This is a genomic window from Rothia nasimurium (genome assembly GCF_035916755.1).
Classification (GTDB): Bacteria; Actinomycetota; Actinomycetes; order Actinomycetales; family Micrococcaceae; genus Rothia.
Genome location: NZ_JAYWIX010000003.1, coordinates 171,585 through 192,997 on the forward strand (window position 1 = coordinate 171,585; position 21,413 = coordinate 192,997).

Consider the following 21,413-nt stretch of genomic DNA (forward strand, 5'->3'; position numbering starts at 1 on the left):
ATATACGATTGTAGGTCACGTGCAGCTCCCCTGTGGCTTGTTTTCTGTGGTTTGCAGATGGGCAGGCCTCTAACTTCAGATTTGATTGACAAGGATTCCTCATGCCTGGAATGAATTTGACCCGTGCCGAAGCTGAGAAGAGAGCATCTGTGGTTCAGCGTGTGCATTCGTACACGGTTGAACTTGATCTAACGCGCGGTGAGCGGGTCTTTGGTTCTCGTACGGTGGTGCGTTTTGATGCGGTTGCCGGGAGCGAAACCTTTATCGATGCGATTACCGATACGGTGCACAGTATTGAGCTCAATGGTGAGTCGGTGCCGGTGACCGCTGCTGACGGTGTGCGTATTGCCCTGCCGGCGCTGGCTGAGAGCAATAAGCTGGTAATTGACGCCGATATGCTCTACACCAATACCGGTGAGGGTTTGCACCGCTTTGTGGACCCGGTGGACGGCGAAGTTTACCTCTACTCGCAGTTTGAGGTGCCTGATTCCCGCCGTGTTTACCCGGTTTTTGAGCAGCCTGATTTGAAGGCTGAGTTTGAATTTATTGTGACTGCCCCTGCCCACTGGGTAGTGGTGTCTAATCAGCCTGAGACTTCTGTTGAAGAGGTAGCGGACGGCAAGAAGTGGGCTTTTGCGCCTACCCCGCGTATCTCGTCCTACATCACCGCGATTATTGCTGGCCCCTACGCTAGCGTGCACTCCTCACTCACTAACAGCGAGGGCCGCGAGGTGAAGCTGGGCTGCTACGCCCGCCAGTCCTTGATGGAGTACCTGGATGCCGATGAGGTCTTCCACATCACCCGCCAAGGTTTTGAGTTCTTTGAAGAGCAGTTCTCAACCCCCTACCCCTTTGAGAAGTACGACCAGCTGTTTGTGCCCGAGTTTAACGCCGGTGCTATGGAGAATGCCGGTGCTGTGACCTTCTTGGAGAACTACATTTTCCGCTCTAAGGTGACCGAGGCGATTGTCGAGCGCCGCGCTATCACCATTTTGCACGAGCTGGCCCACATGTGGTTTGGCGACCTGGTTACCATGAAGTGGTGGAACGATCTGTGGCTCAACGAGTCTTTTGCTGAGTTTATGTCGACTCTGGCCGCTGCTGAGAACACCCGTTTTGCGCCTGAAGCCTGGGCTACGTTCTCGGCCTCAGAGAAGACCTGGGCCTACAACCAGGATCAGCTCTCATCTACCCACCCCATTGTTGCCCCGATTCGTGACCTGCAGGACGTGCAGGTCAACTTCGATGGCATCACCTACGCTAAGGGCGCCTCTGTGCTGCGTCAGCTGGTGGCCTGGGTGGGGCAGGATAACTTTATGGCCGCCCTCAAGGTCTACTTCGAGAAGCATGCCTACGGCAACACGGTACTCGATGACCTGCTCGATGAGCTGGAGGCGACCAGCGGACGCGACGTGCGCGCCTGGTCTAAGCTCTGGCTGGAGACCGCAGGGGTCAATACCCTGGCTACCGAGGTCGAAGAGGCAGAGGACGGCACTATTACCCGCCTGGCCCTGCGCCAGACCTACGCTGAGGGCTTTGAGACCCTGCGCCCCCACCGCCTGGTCATTGGCTTCTACAACCTTGACGGTGAGGTGCTCACCCGCACCGACCGCCTAGAAATCGATGTGGATGGCGAGGTTACCGAGGTGCCCCTGGCTGTTGGTGCCAAGCGCCCCGATTTGATTCTGGTGAACGACGAAGATTTGGCCTATGCCAAGATTCGCCTCGATGAGCGGTCTCGCGCCACCGCTGTAACCCACCTGGGTGCCATTGACTCCTCCGTTGCCCGCGGTGTGGTCTGGGGTTCCCTCTGGGACACCGTACGTGATGCCGAAATGCCTGCCCGTCAGTTTGTTGAGCTGGTTCTGGGGAATATCGGGTCAGAGACTAACTCCACCGCCGTCCGCACCCAGCTTCTCAACCTTGAGAATACCCTGCGGGCTTACCTTAACCCCGCTCACGCTGAGGCTGTTCGGGCTGAGGCAGCTGACCGTATTTGGCAGCTGGCTCAGGCTGCTGAGGCCGGTTCTGATAATCAGTTCCAGTTGGTCGGTACCTTCGCCCGTCTGGCCCACACGGCAGACCAGCTCGATGCTGTAGCTGCCCTGCTCGATGGTACTACCGTTCTGGAGGGTCTGGAGATTGATACCGACCTGCGCTGGACCCTGCTGGGATCTCTGGCCGCGGGCGGACGCGTCAGCGCAGCAGAGATTGACGCTGCCCTGGCTAAGGACAACACCTCTAACGGCCAGCAGGCAGCTGCTACCGCTAAAGCTGCTATCCCCACCGCTGAGGCCAAGGCTGAGACCTGGCGGGCCGTGGTGGAGACCGGCGAGCTCTCCAACATCGTGCAGCGCTCCGCTATTCTCGGCTTCTATCGCGGTGCCCCCGAGTTCTCAGAGCCCTACATCGACCGCTACTTCGAGGCTATTGAGGGGGTCTGGCGCGAGCGCTCCCACGAGATTTCAAGCCAGATTATCAGTGGGCTCTTCCCCCTCTTCTACACTCAGGAGGTCTTGGACAAGGCTGAGGCCTACCTCGCTACCCTGTCTGAGGACGCCGCGGCCCTCAAGCGTCAGGTAGCAGAAGGACGCGACTCCCTGGCTCGCGCGCTGAAAGTTCAGGCTGCAGACCGCTAGGTTCTGGGCCGTGAGGTAACTGCTGACGATAAGGGGGCGGGAGTAGACTGGTGGGTATGAATTTACCCAACCCAGCCTTCCGCCCCTTATCTGCGCCCGGCGAGGCCAGCGTCCAGATCTCACCCGCGACCGAAGCGGTCGATGAGCGCTCTTTCTACTACCAGGTGGGCGGGCGACCGGTTTTTGAGAAGCTCTGCCGCGAGTTCTACTCCCGTGTGGCAGCTGACCCGGAATTTCGTGCCATGTACCCCGAGGAAGACCTGGGGCCGGCAGAGCGTCGGCTCTTTATGTTCTTGGAGCAGTACTGGGGCGGGCCCAAGACCTACCAGGCAGAGCGCGGCCACCCGCGTCTGCGCATGCGCCACAACCCCTTCTACATCGGCCCCAAGGAGCGGGACACCTGGCTGAAGTACATGCGGGAGGCCATGGACACCCTAGAACTAGCTCCCCTGCACGACGCCGAAATGTGGGCCTACTTTGACCGGGCAGCCCACGCCATGCAGAACCGGGCCCAGTAGCTCAGTTTTAGGCTGAGGCAGCCGAGTAAACCAGTACGTGCCCAGCCCGGGCCGAGATGCGGGACCAGCGTCCGCTGGCGAAAACGGGCATGGGTTCAGTAGCCCGCGGCGGCAGGAACCCGAGTACCTCAAGGGCAAAAGCAGCCCCGGTGGGTAGGCTCACTGTCGTATCGGGGGCCTGCAGGGGTGAAGACCAGATACGGGAGCGGACGGTTGCCACCACCGCATGCCCCGGGTTAGCGGGCAAGGCCCCGTCTACCGCAGCAATACCTTCCTGGGCCGCTGCCCGGGCATGGTCAGAGAGGTAAAACCCTTTCTTCTCCCAGTCGCTGCGCGGAGCGGTACGCCCGGCCCAAGGGGCGGTCACGGTAACCGGCGGCAGGGCCAGGGCCAGACCGGCCTCTTCAATACGGGCAAGCCGATCAAGAAGAGCCGACGCTTCAACCGTAAGATCAACCTCAGCAGGCTGGGCCAGTTTGATAGCGCGCAGACCAATCACCGTGGGAGTCGAATCGAGCAGAGTTTCAGGTGCAAGCACACACACCGACACCCCCAGCACCTCACCGTTAGCCTGCAGGCGGACGGCAGCCTGGGGGTCAACAGAACGGGCACGAGTCAGATAGGTCGCCAGGTCACGCGCAGTTGTAGCGTCAGGCAGGTAAACGTAGTCGGTGTAGTCAGAGAGTTTTATCTCGGTCATATCACTAGCTTTCAAACGAGTTTATGCGGTCTAGTCATCCACCACCCTATCGCAGAAACTCAGTTGCGCCTCCAGGGGGATAAGAAAAATGGGGCTACCTGTGAGAGAGTGTAACTATGAGTCACGAAACCCTAGATAGTCTCTCCCCTACCCAAAAATTACTGGCCATGCTCAAGCTCACCCCCGGTGGAGCGTCCGCCCACGAGCATGTCTTTAGCGCCCTGACCCTCACCAAGGAATCCCCGCGCATTTTCGGCGGGCAGGTGCTCGCCCAGGCTGTTATGGCTGCTGCCCATACGGTCGACGGTAAAACCCTGCACTCCCTGCACGGCTATTTTCTGCGCCCCGGTGACGTAGAAGGCGATCTCTCCTACGGGGCAGAAGCCCTCAACGACGCCAGGTCGTTTTCCACCCGCAGGGTACAGGCCTACCAGGGCGGGCAACCAATCTTTTCATGTATTGCTTCCTTCCAGGTGCCTGCCCCAGGGCCAGACCACGGCGCCAGTATGCCGCAGGACGTTCCCGCGCCCGAGGGTCTGCCCACCGCAGCGGACCTGCTGGGGCATCTACAGGTCCCCATTGCCCAGAAAGTTGCCTTCTCCCGCCCCTTCGACGTCCGGCATGTGATTTCCCCGCTGTACACCACTCCCGGGGAAGAGAGGCAGCCGGTAAATATGGTCTGGTTCAAAACCTTCGAGGCTTTGCCCGATGATCCTGCCCTGCATCAGGCCGCCCTGGCCTATGCATCGGACTATACCCAGCTTGAACCGGTTCTACGGCGGCACGGCAAGACCTGGCTTGAACTCGGTATGAAGGTGGCCTCGCTGGATCACGCGATATGGTTCCACCGCCCTGCCCGCGCCGATGAGTGGTTGCTCCTGGTGCAGGAGTCCCCCAGCGCCCAGGACTCCCGCGGCCTCTCTGTGGGTAAGGTCTTCACCTGCGACGGCCTGCACGTAGCCACCGTAACCCAAGAAGCCATGATTAGGTTGCCAGAGTACCGCGATCAGTAAACAGGTAAAGAAAATCCCTCCCGCCGGTGAAGGTGGGAGGGATCTTTGCTAGCTCATCGAATTCGCTCCGCTCATATGTTCACATTCGCTCGCCTCGTGCGTGCTCGCGCGCTCGCACCCGGCTAGCTCATCGCGTCAACTTGCGGTGAACGACGCGGTGCGGCTTCGCAGCCTCGGGGCCAAGACGCTCAATCTTGTTCTTCTCGTAGGACTCGAAGTTACCCTCGAACCAGTACCAGTTGTCGGGCTGTTCGTCGGTGCCTTCCCAAGCCAGGATGTGGGTTGCTACTCTGTCGAGGAACCAGCGGTCGTGGGAGACCACGACGGCACAGCCGGGGAATTCCAGCAGGGCATTTTCGAGGGAGGTGAGGGTTTCGACGTCCAGGTCGTTGGTGGGTTCGTCGAGCAGCAGCAGGTTGCCGCCCTGCTTGAGGGTCAGGGCTAGATTGAGGCGGTTGCGCTCACCACCGGAGAGCACACCTGCCTTCTTCTGCTGGTCGGGGCCCTTGAAGCCGAAAGCTGAGACGTAGGCGCGTGAGGGCATTTCTACCTGGCCTACCTGGATGTAATCCAGGCCGTCTGAGACAACCTCCCACAGCGACTTTTCGGGGTCGATGTTGGCGCGGTTCTGGTCAACGTATGAAATCTTAACGGTTTCACCGATCTTCAGGTTGCCGCCGTCGAGGGGTTCAAGGCCAACGATGGTCTTGAAGAGGGTTGACTTACCCACACCGTTGGGGCCGATGACGCCGACGATGCCGTTACGGGGCAGGGAGAAGGAAAGACCGTTGATGAGGGAGCGGCCGTCGAAGCCCTTCTGCAGGTTTTCTGCTTCGATGACGACGTTACCCAGGCGGGGTCCCGGGGGAATCTGGATTTCTTCGAAATCTAGCTTGCGGGTCTTCTCAGCCTCTGCAGCCATCTCTTCGTAGCGGGCCAGACGGGCCTTCGACTTAGCCTGACGGCCCTTGGTGTTGGAGCGAACCCACTCAAGTTCTTCTTCCAGGCGCTTAGCGAGCTTGGCGTCCTTCTTACCCTGAACTTCAAGGCGAGCGCGCTTCTTGTCCAGGTAAGTGGAGTAGTTGCCCTCGTAGGGGTAGAGGTTACCGCGGTCTACTTCTGCGATCCATTCTGCAACGTGATCGAGGAAGTAACGGTCGTGGGTAATGGCGATTACTGCGCCCTCGTAGGACTGCAGGTGCTGTTCCAGCCAAAGGACGGATTCGGCATCCAGGTGGTTGGTGGGCTCGTCGAGCAGTAGCAGGTCGGGCTTCTGGAGCAGGAGCTTGCAGAGAGCTACGCGGCGGCGTTCACCACCGGAGAGGTGGGTAACAGGTGAGTCTCCGGGAGGGCAGCGCAGGGCGTCCATAGCCTGTTCCAGCTGGGAGTCGATGTCCCAGGCGTTGGCAGCGTCGATGGCTTCCTGCAGCTTGCCCATTTCTTCCATGAGCGCGTCGAAGTCAGCATCGGGGTTGGCCATCTCTTCTGAGATTTCGTTGTAGCGAACAATCTTTTCGTAGATTTCGCCGACGCCTTCCTGGACGTTACCCAGGACGGTCTTTTCTTCGTTCAGCGGGGGCTCCTGCATGAGAATGCCCACGGTGTAGCCTTCTGAAAGTCGTGCTTCACCGTTGGAGGGGGTATCGAGACCCGCCATGATTTTCAGGATGGTTGACTTACCGGCACCGTTGGGGCCGACCATACCGATTTTTGCACCGGGGAAGAACGACATTGATACGTCGTTAAGGATGACTTTGTCGCCTACAGTTTTGCGGGCTTTGGTCATGGTGTAGATAAATTCTGCCATGCGTTTAAGCCTACCGGTTGATGTCAAGCTGTTGGGGGTTTAGGGCAGGGCATCTGCCAAGAATCTTGGTGTGAGTTTGCCCTGCCCCGCCCTTTAGCTGGTCAGAGCCTCCACAGCCTCGTCGTCTGCTGCCTTCTCAGTGAGCCCCTGGTCAGAAACCTGATAGCCGTTTTCGGGAGAATGGCTGCCTTGGGGGTCTTCTTCAACAGCTGGTAGAGAGCTATAGCCGTGGTTGAGTTTCTGTTCTCCGGCTACCTGTTCGTTGAACTTGCGATCGGTTTCATCGACATCCGGTTTTCGGTCAGTGACACGGGCAAAATTGGCTAGCCCGTAGTTGAGGTCGTGCCCAATGCTGGTGGCGTCTACTTCGATACTGGTGCCGGGTGAGCCGTCCGACCGTTCAAACTGTTTGACGCGCAGGCGTCCGGTAACCAGCACCGGGTGCCCTACCTGTAGGCTCCGGGCGCTGTTATACGCCAGAGCTCTAAAGGAGTTGACGGTGTACCAGTTGGTTGTGCCTTCTTTCCAGGTACCGCTGGTGGCATCAAACCAGCGGGGTGTGGAGGCAATACGGAAGTTCGTTACCGGGATATTGCCGTTGGGCAGAAATTTTTGGGTGGGTGCCGTTGCGATAAAGCCTCGGATAGTGACGGTGTCGGTCATGACTCCTCCTTGAGTTGTGGGTGGACCGGGTGTCTCAAGGGTTACATCAGCAGAGGCCTATGAGCCAGAAAAATGGTGGCTGTGGATAACGTATGTGCTGCTATTGCACGGGAAAGGGCAGAAAATTGGTGAAGCTGTGACGCGGGCAAGAGCTTTCATGACAGATTTTGTTCACACCCCTGTTGCACGACTGCGCTCCCCCTCTAGGCTCATATCACCTGCCCGCTAAGGCACCGGGGCAGGCGTCCGCATCTACCAGTACAAAGGAGACAGCACAGTGACCGATACACGTGTTCCCGATGAGCCTGCCTGGGTACGGAATGACCGTACCCGCACCTACTTTGAACAGGAATGGCAGAATGTGCCACGTACAAGCGAGGCCCTTTTCGAGCACCTCTGCCTACTGGTGTTCCAAAGCGGCCTGTGGTGGTCGACAGTTTTAGCAAAACGGGAGGAGCTGAACCGGGCCTTACACAATTTTCAACCCGATCGTTTGGCTGCCATGGCTGAAGTCGATATCGCTGGTTACCTTGAAAGCGATATCGGCATTAGAAACCAGTCTAAAACTTCGGGCCTGCATCAATAATGCGAGAGTGTTGAAAGAGTCTCGGGTAAATCTAGCAGATCTCTTTGCTGAGGCATTTCCAGAGGAATTACTGTGCCCGTGCACCGAAGCACTCCCCCGAACCACCGCTGAAACCGATACCCTGGCTCGCGAGTTACGGGCTCTTGGGTTTCAACGTTTAGGGCCGGTGGTTGTATGCGCGGTGGCTCAGGCTGCCGGCTATATCCGTTTAGGAACACACCCGCTTAGCCGGCGTGGTCAAAGTAGGCTTGCACTGCCTGACTAGCTACCTCGTACCCTACCTGCTGGTCCTCGAACCCCTTGCTCAACAGGGCAATGGAGTAGGTAGTACTTTCGGTTCTAACAACGCCGACAGAGCTGATATGCCATTCGCCAGTGTCTTCCTGGATCCAGCCATTTTTAACCGATACGTCGGTGACAGGTTCCCCCAGTACGGTCTGCCCGTATTGGGAGCCCACGCCCCAGGTTTGTGACCAGTCGAGCGGAACCATTTTTTCGAGAAGGAACTGCGCGTCGGTAGCATTGACCCACTCAACAGTATCGACGATGGCACGCATGATGCGCACCTGGTCCTCGGCCCAGGTTTGGTTATCGCCCCAGGTTCCCGCAGATTGGGTCTCCGTTACACCCAGCAACTCATAGGTCTTGTTGAGGGATTCAGCGCTGGCCTCAGATTGTCCGTCATCAGCCCCAAACCTACGGTAAATCTCAATGGTTGCGTTGTTATCGGAGTAGGTAATGGACGCTTCGACAAGAGCTTTTTCGTCGTCGGTCAGTTCCCGTTGTTCGAAGGCAGCCAGCCTGAGCAGGGTGAGAGAAATAGGGACTTTGACAATAGATGCTTCATAAGCCCACTGATCTCCCTTATGCAGGAAGAGCTTACCGGTGGTGTGGTTATAGACGGCAAGGCTGAGGGTAATGCCGTAGTCTGCTTCGAGCTGGTCAAGTGCCTGGTTGATGTCTACGTCATGGGCCTCGTTGGTGTGTTCATCACCAGTGGCGGTGAGCTGGATTCGCTCTTCAGCGGGGCCACAGGCAACAAGTAGAGTGCTCAGGGCTAGGGTGAGCCCGGTCCCTGCCAGTATGGTTCGGCGGGGCAGGACGGGGGCGGACGCGGGTGCGCCGCTGAGCGTTTCAGGCAGGTTGGCTGTAGACATGCCCTCTAGTGTATTCCGAAAGTATTTGATTTTCCTGTGTGTAAACCACATACGCTGCCTGTGGCTTTTACAACCATCACTAATAATGTTTTAAAGTTGCGTTTTTCACTTATTGGGGTCGGATTGGGGGTCAAATCTTTGCTAAAAAGCATCACCCGCCCCACAAGCATCTGCGTTTATGCTTGTGGGGCGGGTGTTATACTAGCGCCCCAGGAGGGAGTCGAAACCTTATCCCATATTTTTCTACCTGGGCTTATTTATCTGTGACTAGGTGTTTTGATGGTTAGGCTACCCTACAAATACCCCTGTTTACCGGCAAGATGTTGCGGAAATGTTGCGGAAATTTTGCTGGCTGTTTGGTGGGCTTTGAGAGCTGTTCGGGGTGCCCCGTCTGAGGGGTGGTGCAGCGGTAGCGGGAGCCCGTTTTAAGGGGGTGCGTAAGGGCTCTTTCTGTAGCGTTAGCTCGCGTGCGGTGCGGGTGCTGGTGTGCTTATTCTGGTGGCGTGGGTACTCAGAGCCCGCGTGAGTGATATTCAGGCAGTCGATGCCCCGGCCCGTAGTGATACGACGCCGGGGCCTTGATGTATCTGGACGGCTGGCTGGTGGCGAGCGCAGCCGGTGGCTCTATGGGCTGGTGCTGGTAATTGGGAATGCTTACTAGAGGCCGTGAGGGGAAATGACTATACCCGAAAGGGGTCAGGTCTCTGTAGAGGGGGGGGCACCCGGGGGTAAAGGGTACGCGTTGAATGCGTCCCCTTTCATTGGTGGGGAGTTGGCTTAGGGGGGGGTGCGAACTTTCTCATACCCTTTGGGTGGTTCGATAGGCGAGGTTCGGCGGGGCTCTGTATATAGAGAATGACGGCCGCGAGCTGCTGGTGTTAGCGCTCGCGGCCGCCTGTTGCCCTGTGGTGCCTGTGCTGCCCTTAGTCTCGCGCAGAGGTGGGGGCTTGTGCGGTTAGGCGGTGGTGCCGGTGAGGTCAGAGAGTGACCAGCCGAATGCCTCAAGCGGTAGCGTATGGCTTACCCCGGGAGTGAAGCGCAGCGGGGCGGTCTCTTCTACGAGGTAGGGCAGGGCAGTTTTATCGGGGCGCGGCGGGGTGAGCTTGCCTAAGCAGACATCACGGGCGGTTTCAATAATGGGCCAGTAGTTGAGGGTAAACCCGCCGTCTGTGGGGGTTATGACCTTGTGCTCTATCAGTAGGTTGAACTTGAGGTCGTCGAAGATTGACCCGGCCCCGGGCTCTGTCTGGGCTAGGGCGTGGGCGTTGCTGAGAAACCCATCTGTAAGGCGCAGGTGACTTGAGACGTAGCTATGCAGGTTGAAAGCGTTGATACATACCTGTTCCGGTAGGGCTGCTATTGACTCGTCACGGAAAAACGCGCCGGTTAGTCGCCAGTATTCGGGGTACTTCTGTTCAAGCTCTGGTGAGCCGTAGAGCCCGCCGGGGTTGGTGAGGATATAGGCGGCGTCTTGACCGGCTAGAGGGCCCTTGCTGATGGTGCGGCCGTGAGCGTACCTGAGATACCCGGCGGCGAGCGCAGCTGTAAGTGTGGAGTGTTCTAGGGCTGTGGGGTCGTTGTAGAGGCTGGCTGCTAGGTGGGTGATGTTGGCAGGGATAAGGCCGCCGGTGTGGTGGTGGTTGGCGGTGTGGTGTATTCGGGCTAGTTGTTCCCATTGTTCTAGGGTGAGGGGGTCAAAGGTGGGTTGGGGGTCTAGCGTGAATACGGGGCGGGCTGCTGGCTGCTCTGCTGGCTGGTGGTCTTTGGTGGCGCTCGCGGCCTTGTGGGTGGGGTGTGTGGTGAGGCGTAGGCCGGTGGGTGTGGTGGTGAGTTTTGCCCGGCGTCGGCGTCCGGCGCGATTGGTGCAGGTTGCAGGGGCGGTTGTTGCGGTCATTTCATAGAACCTTTCTATGTGGATATGTGGGCGGTTCGCCCGGTAGGCAGTGGCGCAGATGAACTCTTGAGCCGTTGGGTAGGGGTATGCCCACCGCGCAGGGGTTGGTTGCAGCGGTGGGGCCTCAAGTGGTCTAGTTTTACGGATTCGCCTTGTCTTGGTTCTATGAGCGAGACCCTAGAGAAGTTGCAGCGGCTATGTCTGGTGTGACGGCCAGCGCCTTGTGTGGCGGCCGTGCTTATCTAGGGACTCATAGAACAGGGTACAAGGGCTAAGGGGCGGTATGGGGCATGTTCTCGCGGGGTGGGCTGTGACATGGGGAAAAACCTAAAACCCGGGCGCAGTCAGAGGGCCCATACGCGAAGCGGTGATAGATGGGGGCCGGTAGGGGTTGCCCCGGGGTGACTTAAAGCCACCCCTAGGGATAGGTCGGCGGGCTGGCTTAGGTGGCTGTGCTGCTGGTTTTGACCCCGTAGGCGTCGGGTCGCCGGTGCCCTGCCTTTATCTCTGAGTAACAGGCAATGCAGCGGGCAAGCGGCTGCCAGGGGTGAGCAGGGCAAGGGCCAGCGCTGCCCCCTTGAGCCTCTAGAGAGTCACCTTGAGTAGTGCCAGCGGTGGCGAGCGCAGCCGGTGGCGCTATGGGCTGGGTGGTGAGGTGTTCTAGGGTCTGTGGGAGTTGGTCGAAGCTGTGCCAGGGGGTGCGGTGGCGGGCTAGGTGGTCTGCTAGTAGCCATGCGGCGGAGATGGTGAGGGCGTCTGTTGCCGGGGCGGGGTTTTGCTGGTGGGGTTTGGTGTGGTGATTGCTTGGAGCTGCTGGGCGATGGTGGTTTGGGTTAGTTGCAGGTCTGGGCGTTTGATTCTGAAAAAGGTTTCTAGGTTGCTGGCTTGTATTGCGGCGGTGGTGTTGCTCATTGGCATTGGTGGTGTTTCCTCTCTTATTTGTGCTTACCCGTTGCCCGTTTTTGCTTTTGTGGTGGGGTGGGCAGGGTGTTTGTGGGCTTTGGGGTGCTGGCCTGTCTGCATGTACCAGTGGGCCCGGTGCTCTTGTGCGTGGTTTATGCCGTGATGGGGCGGCGTCGTGGCAGTCCCGGGCGGCCGGGGTGTGTGGGGCGTAGGTGGCGGTGGTTGCCTGTGGTGGGGTGCCCGGCTTTGCGGGCGCGGCGGGCTGCTAGGTAGCGTCTGAGGCCGGGGTCTAGGTATTCCGGTGAAAGGCCGGTCTGTAGTTGCTTCTTGCAGTTCAGGCACAGGTTTTTGTATTTGCCGGTTCGGTGCAGTCTGAGAGTGTGCCCTGAACGGTCATGGGTTCGGTTGCAGCGCTCGCAGGGGTGGGCGGTGGTGGCTGGCTTAAAGGTGTTGCTCTCCCATTTGCAGGTGCGGCATTGGCCTTGATGTTTGCCGCTTTGGAATACTGCCAGCGGGTCGCCGGTGAGGGTTGTGGAGCGCTGGCAGGTGCGGCATGTGCCGGGGCTGGTAGGGCTGGGCATGGTGTGGGTGTCCTTTCTGGTCTTTGGTGGCGGCGAGCGCCGGTGTGAGTTGTGGTTATGCGGCTTTGGGGGTGGGTTGGAGTTGGGCCAGGGTTTCTAGGACGTCGAGTTGGCCGGGTATGTGGGCGTATTCGGGCTCTGGGCTTGTGGTTTGTCCGCTGCCGGGGGTGAGGGGCTGTGCGCCTTTGTGCGGGGTTGGAATTATCCCGGGTGCCCCATGGTGCCTAGAGGGTGGTTCTAGGGACTGTGGGGGCAAATGCTGGGCGCTGGTGCTGGTGTTTGCCTCTGAGCGTCGCGGTTCGGTGGCATTGGTAGGGGTTGGCGTGGCTTCTGCTGCCTCTTGCGGCGTCGCCGGTACCGGGCCCTGGACGTCCGGGGTGTCAGTGGAGCGGGTGCCAGCGCTGGCAGGGGTGGCGCTCGCGGTCTTGCTGATGGTCTTGAGCCATTCGAGGGCTTTGCCGATGGTGACGGCTGAGGCTGGGATAGCGTCGGGGGTCAGGGTGGCGGCGACGGTAGGGCCGTAGAGCGCGGTAATGGACTGCTGTAGGCGGGTGAAGTCCCCGGCGTTGCGGTGGCCGGTTGGTTCAGCAGCTAGGCCGGTGATGATTTGAGCGGCGGCGGTGACGTGTTCGGCCTGTTGGGTGTTTTCCACAGCCGGGGCGGTGGTGGTGTGCTCGTTGCCGTCGCCCGCCTCTAACTTCTTATTTACTAACTTCTTATTACTACCTTTATGGGTGGTCATTTTGACCATGGGATAGTGGTCATTTTGACCATGGGGCCCTGGTCGATTTGGCCTGTAAGGGGTAGGGTTAGTGGTCATTTTGACCATGGGGTTAGTGGTCATTTTGGCCGGGGGTTGTGGATAACTTGCGCCCTCTATATCGTCCCCCGCTGCCACCGGCTCAGAGGCGAGCGCGGGGGCGTCTATCTGGTTGGCAAGGACTACATCTAGGTGAACCTTGACGGCGTTTGAGGTACGCCCGCCACTGCCTTTCTGGTCGCCCTCACGGTAGCGGCTGCTGATGGTGATGTAACCGGCCTCTGATAACGCTTCATTCCCCCGGCGTATGGTCTTTTCACCCATGCCTAGAGCCTTAGAGATAGCCATACGTGACCAATACGAGACCCCGCGCGGGGCGTCGTTCTTCACAGGCTTATGCTCACGCTCGAACCAAGAATGCTCAATATAGTGAGCCAGCAAGACACGGGCGCTCGCGTTCACACCAGCGGCCCGTGTAGCTGCCCACACCTCATATCTACTCACGACTACTACCCCCTAGCCTTTCTCGAACCTCACAGGCCCCACACCGGGCCCCTAGCCACTGTTGCCGAATCATGCCGCTACCCCCACCGCTGGCACAGGCGCGGCTTCTACTGGCAGGGGGTGAGCCTCATAAACCACCGAATACGGGCGCAGCAGCTCACCGGGAGCCCCCGCACCCATCTGGGAGCGCTGCCAACGCGAGAGAGCGCGAGAGCCGCTAGGCTGCCCGCTCCCCCGCCCCGTAGGTGCTACCGGCACCTGTTCAGGCACTACCGCAAGACGTCGCGCTAAAGGCTGCCCGGGCTGCTGACCAGCTAGACCGCTACGGACGTCCCGGCCACTGCCAGCAGAGGGAGCGCTAGAACCTACCAGCTGATACAGCACCAGCCCCGGGGCAGTCGGCACCCCGTCGGCCATCAAGCGGCGCACATGCCCACTGGCCTCAAGCTCACGCAGCGCTTGAGCTGCAATACCGGGAGTAAGAGAACAAGCCCGCGCCACGATACGCGCAGAGGTAGCCAAGGCACCCGAAGCACCAGCCACACCCCGCACAAAGCCCAGCACCCTCACCACATGCGGCCGCAGCCTATCCACCGGCACCGAATACACCGCCCCGGGCTCTTCAAGCTCACCAGCGAACCAATAGACACTAACCGGCCGCCTATCAGGGGCCAGCACATGAGGGGTCAGATGCACCACTTGATAGGCCACGCTCAAGGCAAAGACCTCTCTACCGTCCTTATCCTGCTGCCCAGGTAGCCACCGCCGCGAGACAAGCCCACGGGCACACAGACGCCGCAACCCGGCCTGAACAGTGGAGTACGTCGCCCCCACAGCCTCAGCAAGGCCCGCAATACTAAAATGGGCTGCCCCGCTGGTAGCTATCGCTAGAAGAATCTCGTACACAATGGCTTTCGTCGCATACCCCTGCCAGCTCTCAGCAGGTTCAAGAACTCGAACCACACGGCCGCCAGGAGCGCTCATAACGGTATTCATAATGGGGTGTTTTCCTCTCTAGAGTCTGTGACTATCCCGCCACCCCTGGGCTGGCTACTACTGCGGTGCCCTGTCTGCAACGGCACTGAACAATAGCCAGCAAAGGGGGGTGTTTTTCCTAGTGGGGCGCTCGCGGCGGGAGCGGTCGCCCCGGGTGGGTGTATCGGCTAATAAGGTGGCTGGTGAGGCCGGTGGGCGGGTCTATCGGGTTAGCCATTCCCTCAAGACCCCGGCCGGTACGCAATGCACGGGGCAGGGTGCTGTGTTGGAGCCCCCGCCACGTCTGGGCATTTACTTGGAAACAGACCCGGGGCCAGTCACACACCAGTTAGGCTTGTGACTGGCCCCGGTTCTCTTATGCCCCGCTCCCCCCTGTCGTTTGCTGTCAGATGGGCTCACCGGCGGCGAGCGCAGCTAGAAGAGCAGCAGGGGCGGCCGTCCTCTTGTTTAGGCGGCGTCTTGCTTGATGGACGCGGCGGGCGGCTCAATCGTTTTCAGGGTCGCCTTGACGTTGTAAATGACCTTGCAAGCCACGTCGAGCAATTCAAGGGGCACATCGCCTACCCAATAAGATGCGTCCTGTTCGTGCGTGTCTAGCCCTTTCTGGAAGAGGTCTACGAACTTCCAGATGTCGCGGGCAACGAAAACCGCTTCGCTCAGGTTATCTTCTTTATAGTGTTTGTACTGGTCTCTGCCTGCTAAAAGGCGGCTAGAGATAAAAGGCGGGATAGTAAGGCGGCTGCAAGGGCCCTTTGTGACGGTAATTTCGGGTCTTCCCTCTTCTGTAGCGTCCAGCATAGTGAACGGGAACGGTAAAGAGCTGTCAAAAGTGATGCCCACACGCAGCACCGTGTAGCTATGTAGTGCTTGGAGCTGAGAGGCTGCTACTTGCAGAGTCTCTAGGGCGGTGCGTTCACTCTTGTTGAGCTTGTTGGTATCGAACGCCCCATAAATAACGATGGCTCGGAAGTTGGCGATGTCCTCGTCTAGTTCAATGAGGTTCATGGTGGTTGTTTCCTTATCTGTTGTTCTCAAGGGTGAGCTATTCGGTCTCAAGGTCGGATAGCTCAGGGAAAATTAGGGTGCTGGGCTTATTGCTGGGCCACTGTGCTTGCTCAAAGCACACGGCGCAGGTCAGGCGACTGTACCCCTCTTCTGGTAGCGGGCGTTCTTCCATCTGGTGCGGTGCCAGCTCTAACCCGCACAACATAGGCGTGTACCCGCTCCCAGCCTTTTTAGCTGCCCGGGCGGCCGTTCGACTGTAGTAATGGGCCATATTGGCACTACCTACAAGGGTCAGACGGCGCTCGCGGGCTAGGCGGGTCAGTGTGGTGTTCAGTTCCGGCGGTGGTTTCATGCTGCCTCTTCTAAAGGTGGTAGGGGGAAGATTTGAGTTAGTGGCCCGTGGCCGTCCCACTGGGCCAGCTGGTAGCAATGGGCGCAGACAAGGCGAGCGCGGCCCTCAGCAGGGGCAGGGCGGGCCTCAAAGTCGTTGGGTGCTAGTTGTAGCCCGCAGAGCATAGGCACAAGCTCATAGCCCGCTTTTTTGGCTGCTGTGGCGTTTTTGTGGCTGTAGTAGTGGGCGATATTGGCGGGCCCAACGAGCTTGTAGCGCTGCTGCTGTGCCTGTTCGGTGAGGGTGGGGTTTAGTTCCGGTGGGGTAATCATTGGTGAGTGTCCTTATCGGCGGTGGTGGTTTGTGTGGTGGGTTTCAGTAGACCGGCGGCCGCTAGGTTCTCTTGCAGGGCGGCGCGGCGGGTGCGCTCGTCCTTTGTCTGGGCGGCGCACCATGCGGCGGCCTGTACCACTTGAGCGGCGGCCTCTTGTATCTCTTCAAGGCTCACCTCTTCTAGGCACACGTTGAGGCTGTAGCTGATAGCCCCGGTGTCTGCCTGTACGATGGTTTCGCAATCTGCTAGCGGTTCGTCCCCTAGCGGTGCTGCCCCGATGAAGTGAAGAGGGAAGCTGGTAAAAGTGGCCGATATTGCCGCGTCATGGTCGGTCTTATAGCCCGGCGGGCAGAGAATCGGGGCCCCTGCTACTGTGTAGAAAATACGCGGCGGAATCTGACCTAGAGGGGCAAAGCTCATGCCGCCTCACCCCCGGCGAAAACAGTAGCGGGCGCGGGCTTGAACGGTGCCAGGGCACTGACCGGGGCCAGCACAGACCGCACAGAATGACGGCGCGGCACCGGACGCGGCACCGGCACCCCCGGCCGCGAGACATGCACCGGACGCGGCCCCCGACGCCGTGAACCAACACTAGGAGCCGCTGCCCCCTGCCCCTGAGCACCGCTAGCCCCGGCCGCTGCAACCCACAGACGCGCCACCGATACCGGCGAGGGCACCCGCACAGCCTCAGCAACCACACCGGCAACCTGCAAGACACTCGCGGCCGCCCCCTGCCCTGCCAGGGTCACGGCACACCCTAAATGAGCTGCCACCTGAGAACCAACCGAACCGGCGGCCGGTGCAGCAGGTACAGGCACAGACCCGGCCACCGGCTGCCTGTGAGCCTCACGCCCTGCCTTGACCTCAGCCAGCAGCTGACCACGACGCGAGCGCAGATAGCCCACCAAGGCCGCCGCCTCTACATCATCTACAGAGCCCGGGGCGGCCGTTATCTGGTCAAACTGGGCTGCCCGCAGGTCTTTCTCAACCGCTGCAAGCTCACCCTCAAGGGCCGAAAACGAGCCCTCAACACTTGAACCTGTGCCGGTGGTAGGCTTAAGTGAAGCAACTGGCTTGAACCTCTCTAGCCTGTGCTGTGCCCCCAAATCAGGGGTCTTATCCAAGCCCGCGCCGCCTGTCTGCAAACTGAACGGCGCGGGCTTGCTTGTACCCATAGACGGGTGAACTGACATAGCCCTCTCGCGGGCCTGATGAATCGGTGTAATGGTGGCTGACATGTGCCACTGCCTTTCTATCGGTTGTCGTAAATCGTTGATGGTGGGCCCTTTTGCCCTTGGGGGGTGCGCTCGCGGGGGGGCGGGTCTCTGCCCCGGCTGGTGGGTGCTAGTGAAAAGGGGTTCCACAAAGCGGATACCCGTAGGCTTATGTCCCGGCCGCCGGGTACTGGCCAAAACCTCCGATTGGGCGGTTTTGAGTTTCGACGTCTGCCCCGGCCGGTGGGTGCTGGTCTAGCTGACAAGGCGTAGACCCCCGTAGTTCCGGCCCTCATACACGGCCGTTTCTTCTGGTGTGATGCGGTGCCCTGCAATGTAGGCGGCGATAGCTGAATGTTCGTACCGCACAGACGAGCCCATTTTCACGTAGGGAATGCCTTTTTGTAGGGTTCGCCAGTTGGCTAGGGTGTTCACGGGTACGCCGGTGAGGTCTTGCACCTCTTTGGGGGTATAGAGCCGAATATCAGCAGCTTCTACCGCGTCGGCCTTGCGCTGTTTCCCGTACCCGTAGATACCTAGTCGCGGGCGGGTTTCTGGCAGTCGTTGAACAGGCATGGCTTCTAGATACCTCTCTCTAGGTTCTGCTGTGCCCCCAACGTGGGGGCCTTATCCAAGCCGGTGCCGCCTGTCTGCAAACTGAACGGCGCTGGCTCAAATCTGTTGCCCGCGAGCGCGGGTGTTCTGGGCTTATGCACGGGAGCCCACTAGCTGCCCGGTGTTCTGCTGCTGGGCGGTGCCGGGGGTCTCTGCTGGCTCGTTTTGGGCGGCTATCCATTCGTTCACGGCGGTTGCTGAGTATCGAACAGCGCCGTTTATGCGGGTGGTGGCCGGGCCCTTGCCTCTGTGTCGCCATTGGGCGAGGGTGGCGGGCTTGATGTCTAGCTGTGCTGCTAGTTCGTTGGTGCTGTAGTAGCGCTCTACAACAGGCATTGCGCCAATACCTCCATATCCAACCGTTTATTGGTTGAGTTTTCTAACCAAAAATAGAATATCCTTTTATCGGTTGGAGTGTCAATGCAATAAACAAATATAGACTTCCAGTAGGGTTTGTGTAAGCAAAAATCACGTACCCTTAACGCATGGACACCAAGACCCGAAACAAAGCCCGAAATAAAGCGATAGGCACAAACATCACCCGACTTCGAGGGGAACTTTCACAAACAGAGTTAGCGAAAGCCATGTCAGAACGTGGGCATAGCTGGCTACAAACAACCGTCTCAGCCATCGAAAGCGGCGAGCGCTCGCTAAAGCTCACTGAGGCTGTAGACCTTGCAGAAGTGCTAGACACCCCCCTAGAGGCCGTTGCTTCTGAATCTTCACTTTTCACAACAGAAAGAGAGCTGAGGAGGTCTATAGATATTCTTTGGAAGTCATACGAGAGCGCGATACAGGCCCTGAAGGACTTCAACAAAACGAGGGGCGCCGTTTTCCTTGATGCAGCAAGAAGGCTCACCACCCCACAGCCGCAAGAGGTCTCAGACGATACACTCACTTCATTTGCTGATATGTACACAAGCTGCAATATCGCAGCCGTGGTATTCAACGCCTTTGACAATGATTACGGCGACGCAGATTTATACACCCCCAATGCCCCGCGCCAAACTGAACAATGGGAAGAATCGAAAGCGCGGGAAATAGCCAAGCTGACCGGCGTAAACGTAGATACATCTGCTGCATTCCCCACGTATCACGACATCAAGGAAACACGTGATTTATTGAGCGGAGTCATTAGGGCACATGACTATGCAACGCAGAAAAACAATTCAGACCCCACACCCTAAGACCATGACCGGGAGGGCAACACGGCAATGGCAACCATAAAACCCTACGAACTAAACACCGGCTCAAGCGCTCGCGAGCGCACCCGCTACCGTGTCGTGTACCGCCGCCCGGACGGCAAGCAAACCAGCAAGTCAGGTTTCAAGACCAAGCGAGAGGCCGAACTGTTCGCCGCGTCCGTCGAGGTGAGCAAGGCTAAGGGTGAGTACGTGAACCCCTCAGATGGGGCCATTCCGGTTCACGTGCTCTCTGAGGGGTGGTTACGACGTAAAAAGGCGCTGCTGAAAGTATCGGCTTACCAGCCTCTTGAATCGGCGTGGCGCAACCATGTTAGGCCGGTGTGGGGTGAGGTTGCCGTCAAGGACGTTCGCAAATCTGATGTTCAGGCATGGGTAGCTGAGATGCTGACCGGCTCTAGCCTCTCTCAGCGCAAGCCGTTGGGTGCGACGTCCGTTATTCGTGCCCATGAGGTGCTAGCGGGCATTCTTGAGAATGCTGTTACTGACCGGCTTATTTTGGTGAACCCTGCTAGGGGCGTGGACTTACCGCGCAAGGGCCGCAAGCCTAACGTGTACCTCTCGCACGATGATGTGTTCAAGCTGGCTGGGCTGTCTGGGCGGCCTGAGTTGGTGCTGACTTTGGCCTATACGGGTATTCGGTGGGGTGAGGCGGCCGGGTTGCAGGTCAAGCATGTGAACTTTGAGCGGCGGCGTCTATCTATCGAGCGCAACCTAGTGGTAGTGCAGGGCGGCCAGGTAGATATAACCACCCCTAAGAACGGCAAGGCCCGCTCTGTACCGTTCCCGTCCTTTCTTGAGCCCCATCTAAGGGCTATGTGTAAATCGAAGCTAGCGAGCGCCTCTGTCTTTACTGAGCCAGATGGGGGCACCTTGAAGCGGCCGCATTCGCGTGATGGGTGGTTTATCACCGCTGTGAGAAAGGCAGAGCTAGAGCATATTACCCCGCACGATTTGAGGCATTCGGCTGCATCATTCGCGGTGGCCTCTGGTGCTCACGTCAAGGCGGTGCAGCGCATGTTGGGGCACCAGAGCGCGGCCATGACCCTAGACCGCTATGCAGACCTGTTTGATGGGGACTTAGACGGTGTGGCGAGCGCTCTTGATGAATCGGTATCGAAGAGCGGGGCGCGTCTGGTAGTTGTGCCGGATATTGCCTAACGCTGGTCTCTGCTGCTGGCCCTTGAGAACCGGCGGTTTGCCGGTTTTGGGTGCGCTCGCGGGCTTTGCTGGCTGCTGGTGAGAGGTGGGGGCGTCCTCTTTGCCGTGGCTGCCCCCGATGTATGTTTTTCGTTCCGCCGGGCTCTGCTGGTGGCCCTTGAAAACCTACGGTTTGTCGGTTTTGGGCGTGCCCGGGTGCTCCAAGGCTCAAAGGGGGTCATTGAAACACTTACCCTCTTTGGTTCTAGGTGCGTTCGCGGGCTCTGTTGGTGGTTGCGGCCTTTTTGGTGCGGCGTCTTGCCTACATGCGGCCGTTGGAATGGCTACCGGGGCCGGTGGGGGCATTGCCCGCGCCACCGGCCCGGCCTCTTACTCACTCAGGGGCACCCGGCGGAGGTATCGACGGCGGCCACCCCTGGTACGTACCAATTTAGCAACCTTATGGGGTTGTTTTCACTTCCCCCAGACTCGTACACAGCCAGAGAGCCAGAACGTAGCGGGAGTGGGCCCAAACACCCCCCGGGGGACCCCCCACGGGGGGGGGTAGGCACAGACCATGCCCTCACATGCGGAAACATCAACTCTACAGGTGAGGAAAAACGCACCAAACACGGGGCAACCACAAATACACACAGCCATGCTAAAGACCAAGCCCCGCGCACCCATCGAAACCCCCACCTCTCTCCACACCAGCCACCGCCCTAGCTGGCCCTGTGCCGCCCTGGGCTGGCTATCGCAGTACATCTACTACCCGGGAGCGCTGGCAGGGCTTAGGCGGCCAGCCTAGCGCGTGTGGGCACATACTGACCCGCACCCGGCGGCGCGAGAGT

The 21,413-nt window shown here is 59.2% G+C and carries 20 protein-coding genes; 7 read left to right on the top strand and 13 right to left on the bottom strand.

Annotated elements, in window-relative coordinates; all coding sequences use genetic code 11:
* Nucleotides 1-101 precede the first annotated feature (101 nt).
* Both pepN and VSX42_RS04480 read left to right on the top strand, forming a co-directional pair.
* The gene (gene pepN / locus VSX42_RS04475; protein WP_326503151.1) at nt 102-2,639 is read left to right on the top strand and encodes an aminopeptidase N; all 2,538 of its coding nucleotides are present in this window, start codon (nt 102-104) and stop codon (nt 2,637-2,639) included.
* Nucleotides 2,640-2,695: 56 nt separating this feature from the next.
* Entirely contained in the window at nt 2,696-3,157 is a 462-nt protein-coding gene (locus VSX42_RS04480) for a globin (protein ID WP_326503152.1), read from the top strand.
* Between the two features lie 7 nt (nt 3,158-3,164).
* Here the strand turns inward: VSX42_RS04480 and VSX42_RS04485 are convergent, their stop codons facing one another.
* Nucleotides 3,165-3,857 carry a transcriptional regulator gene (locus VSX42_RS04485; protein WP_326503153.1) on the bottom strand — a complete coding sequence of 231 codons (693 nt, stop codon included), beginning with the start codon at nt 3,855-3,857 and terminating at the stop codon, nt 3,165-3,167.
* A gap of 116 nt (nt 3,858-3,973) precedes the next feature.
* Between VSX42_RS04485 and VSX42_RS04490 the strand changes: the two genes are divergently transcribed.
* The gene (locus VSX42_RS04490) at nt 3,974-4,870 is read left to right on the top strand and encodes an acyl-CoA thioesterase II (RefSeq protein WP_326503154.1); all 897 of its coding nucleotides are present in this window, start codon (nt 3,974-3,976) and stop codon (nt 4,868-4,870) included.
* A 127-nt stretch (nt 4,871-4,997) separates the two neighbouring features.
* Here the strand turns inward: VSX42_RS04490 and ettA are convergent, their stop codons facing one another.
* Both ettA and VSX42_RS04500 read right to left on the bottom strand, forming a co-directional pair.
* A complete protein-coding gene (ettA, locus tag VSX42_RS04495; RefSeq protein ID WP_185174575.1) occupies nt 4,998-6,677 on the bottom strand; it encodes an energy-dependent translational throttle protein EttA in 1,680 nt (559 codons plus the stop codon).
* A gap of 93 nt (nt 6,678-6,770) precedes the next feature.
* Entirely contained in the window at nt 6,771-7,340 is a 570-nt protein-coding gene (locus VSX42_RS04500; protein ID WP_326503155.1) for a single-stranded DNA-binding protein, read from the bottom strand.
* A 277-nt stretch (nt 7,341-7,617) separates the two neighbouring features.
* Between VSX42_RS04500 and VSX42_RS04505 the strand changes: the two genes are divergently transcribed.
* Together VSX42_RS04505 and VSX42_RS10920 are read left to right on the top strand one after the other, a co-directional pair.
* Nucleotides 7,618-7,926, top strand: coding sequence for a DNA-3-methyladenine glycosylase I (locus VSX42_RS04505; RefSeq protein ID WP_326503156.1), 309 nt, complete (start codon nt 7,618-7,620; stop codon nt 7,924-7,926).
* Between the two features lie 7 nt (nt 7,927-7,933).
* The gene (locus tag VSX42_RS10920; protein WP_418950766.1) at nt 7,934-8,191 is read left to right on the top strand and encodes a hypothetical protein; all 258 of its coding nucleotides are present in this window, start codon (nt 7,934-7,936) and stop codon (nt 8,189-8,191) included.
* On the opposite strand, the gene VSX42_RS04510 is transcribed toward VSX42_RS10920, so the two are convergent.
* The 10 genes from VSX42_RS04510 to VSX42_RS04555 all read right to left on the bottom strand — a co-directional run bounded on the left by VSX42_RS04510 (nt 8,151) and on the right by VSX42_RS04555 (nt 18,556).
* Nucleotides 8,151-9,083: a serine hydrolase gene (locus tag VSX42_RS04510; protein ID WP_326503157.1), complete on the bottom strand. Its 933-nt coding sequence runs from the start codon at nt 9,081-9,083 to the stop codon at nt 8,151-8,153. The genes VSX42_RS10920 and VSX42_RS04510 overlap by 41 nt on opposite strands.
* Nucleotides 9,084-10,038: 955 nt before the next feature.
* Complete coding sequence (locus tag VSX42_RS04515) at nt 10,039-10,977, bottom strand: hypothetical protein (RefSeq protein ID WP_326503158.1); 939 nt, start codon at nt 10,975-10,977, stop codon at nt 10,039-10,041.
* A 1,539-nt stretch (nt 10,978-12,516) separates the two neighbouring features.
* The gene (locus VSX42_RS04520) at nt 12,517-13,725 is read right to left on the bottom strand and encodes a hypothetical protein (protein ID WP_326503159.1); all 1,209 of its coding nucleotides are present in this window, start codon (nt 13,723-13,725) and stop codon (nt 12,517-12,519) included.
* A 69-nt stretch (nt 13,726-13,794) separates the two neighbouring features.
* Nucleotides 13,795-14,721, bottom strand: coding sequence for a MarR family winged helix-turn-helix transcriptional regulator (locus tag VSX42_RS04525; protein WP_326503160.1), 927 nt, complete (start codon nt 14,719-14,721; stop codon nt 13,795-13,797).
* A gap of 447 nt (nt 14,722-15,168) precedes the next feature.
* Nucleotides 15,169-15,726, bottom strand: coding sequence for a hypothetical protein (locus VSX42_RS04530; protein ID WP_326503161.1), 558 nt, complete (start codon nt 15,724-15,726; stop codon nt 15,169-15,171).
* Nucleotides 15,727-16,074: 348 nt separating this feature from the next.
* Nucleotides 16,075-16,389: a hypothetical protein gene (locus tag VSX42_RS04535; RefSeq protein WP_326503162.1), complete on the bottom strand. Its 315-nt coding sequence runs from the start codon at nt 16,387-16,389 to the stop codon at nt 16,075-16,077.
* Complete coding sequence (locus VSX42_RS04540) at nt 16,386-16,811, bottom strand: hypothetical protein (protein WP_326503163.1); 426 nt, start codon at nt 16,809-16,811, stop codon at nt 16,386-16,388. Before VSX42_RS04540 ends, VSX42_RS04535 begins: the two co-directional genes overlap by 4 nt.
* Nucleotides 16,808-17,629, bottom strand: coding sequence for a hypothetical protein (locus VSX42_RS04545; protein ID WP_326503164.1), 822 nt, complete (start codon nt 17,627-17,629; stop codon nt 16,808-16,810). The genes VSX42_RS04540 and VSX42_RS04545 overlap by 4 nt, the downstream gene beginning before the upstream one ends.
* Before the next feature lie 231 nt (nt 17,630-17,860).
* Nucleotides 17,861-18,181 carry a helix-turn-helix domain-containing protein gene (locus VSX42_RS04550; protein ID WP_326503165.1) on the bottom strand — a complete coding sequence of 107 codons (321 nt, stop codon included), beginning with the start codon at nt 18,179-18,181 and terminating at the stop codon, nt 17,861-17,863.
* Between the two features lie 132 nt (nt 18,182-18,313).
* Entirely contained in the window at nt 18,314-18,556 is a 243-nt protein-coding gene (locus VSX42_RS04555; RefSeq protein ID WP_326503166.1) for a helix-turn-helix domain-containing protein, read from the bottom strand.
* Between the two features lie 149 nt (nt 18,557-18,705).
* Here VSX42_RS04555 and VSX42_RS04560 point away from each other — a divergent pair, with 149 nt between their 5' ends.
* Both VSX42_RS04560 and VSX42_RS04565 read left to right on the top strand, forming a co-directional pair.
* Nucleotides 18,706-19,407, top strand: coding sequence for a helix-turn-helix transcriptional regulator (locus VSX42_RS04560; protein WP_326503167.1), 702 nt, complete (start codon nt 18,706-18,708; stop codon nt 19,405-19,407).
* A gap of 27 nt (nt 19,408-19,434) precedes the next feature.
* A complete protein-coding gene (locus VSX42_RS04565; protein WP_326503168.1) occupies nt 19,435-20,583 on the top strand; it encodes a site-specific integrase in 1,149 nt (382 codons plus the stop codon).
* Nucleotides 20,584-21,413 lie beyond the last annotated feature (830 nt).